General features: G+C 65.0%; 2 protein-coding genes. Both read left to right on the forward strand.

What is annotated here, in order from left to right; all coding sequences use genetic code 11:
• Window positions 1-111 precede the first annotated feature (111 nt).
• Window positions 112-1,107 (forward strand): AraD1 family protein, encoded by a 996-nt coding sequence (gene araD1 / locus L981_RS31120; protein ID WP_043626051.1) that lies wholly within the window; start codon window positions 112-114, stop codon window positions 1,105-1,107.
• 54 nt (window positions 1,108-1,161) lie between these two features.
• Window positions 1,162-1,447, forward strand: a 286-nt coding sequence (locus L981_RS31125) for an aldehyde dehydrogenase family protein (protein ID WP_043626054.1), incomplete at its 3' end; no start/stop codon positions are given.

Raw genomic sequence — 1,447 nt, forward strand, 5'->3', positions numbered from 1 at the left:
CAGGATCGGCGGATTGGTCCGCCGGAATTGGGTGGCGAGAGCCACCCACGGGGATGCTTTTGCCTCGAGAAGGCGAACACAGCGACCCCAGACGATAGGAAGGATAGCATCGTGCTGATTTCGCAGATCAGGAACGAAGACGGATCGATCACGGTGGCGGTGCGGCAGCCCGGCGAGGCGGCGCATACGGTCAACGGTGCGGCGAGCGTTTATGCGCTGGCGATGGAAGCGGCCAATGCCGGGCGCAGCCTGAAGGAGACGATCGAGGCCAAGGGCCTCGGCCCGGCCGTCGACCTCGACAAGGCCTATGCGGAGGGCCGGTTCTTGCCGCCGATCACCCATCCGGATCCGGCGCACTTGCACCTGACCGGCACGGGGCTCACGCACTTGGGCTCGGCTGCGACCCGCGACGCGATGCACAAGAAGACAAGCGAGGCAGCCGAGGAAACGTTGACGGACTCGATGAAGATGTTCCGCATGGGGCTCGAAGGCGGCAAGCCGAGGGCCGGCGAGACCGGCGTGCAGCCGGAATGGTTCTACAAGGGCAACGGCACGTCCGCCGTCGCGCCGGGGTCGGCGCTCGTTTCGCCTTCCTTCGCCGAGGATGGCGGCGAGGAACCGGAAATGGCCGGCATCTATGTGATCTCGGAGAAGGGCGTACCGTTCCGGATCGGTTTTGCCGTTGCCAACGAGTTCTCCGACCACAAGACCGAGCGGGTCAACTATCTTTGGCTGGCGCACTCGAAGCTGCGCCAGGCGAGCTTCGGTCCGGAAATCCGCATCGGTGTCGCCCCTGAGGATATCCGCGGCATGTCGCGCATCCTGCGTGGCGGCAAGGTGCTGTGGGAAAAGCCGTTCCTGTCGGGCGAAGCCAACATGTCGCACAGTTTCGCCAATCTTGAGCATCATCATTTCAAATATGGCCTGTTCCGCCAGCCGGGCGACGTGCACGTGCACATGTTCGGCACGGCGACACTCTCCTTTGGCGACGGCATCCGCACCGAGGAAGGCGACGTGTTCGAGATCGAGGCTTCGGGCTTCGGCCTGCCGCTTCGCAACGCCCTTGCCATCGCCGCCGACGAGCCGGTCGCCATCCAGCAACTCTGATCGCAGCGCCGGCGCGTAACGCCGGATTGCGCGAGACGGAAGGAGCCTCACGCCATGACATTGCACCAGAACCTGATTGCCGGCGAATGGGTCGGCGGCGACGGGGTCGCCAACATCAACCCGTCCAACACCAACGACGTGGTCGGAGAGTACGCCCGTGCGTCTGCCGACGATGCACGGGCGGCGATTGCGGCTGCGAAGGCGGCGTTCCCGGCCTGGTCGCGCTCGGGCATCCTCGAGCGCCACGCGATCCTCAGGAAGACCGCCGACGAGATCCTTGCCCGCAAGGACGAGCTCGGAAAGCTGTTGTCGCGCGAGGAAGGCAAGACATTGGCCGAAG

Source organism: Ensifer sp. ZNC0028 (genome assembly GCF_000799055.1).
Classification (GTDB): domain Bacteria; phylum Pseudomonadota; class Alphaproteobacteria; order Rhizobiales; family Rhizobiaceae; genus Ensifer.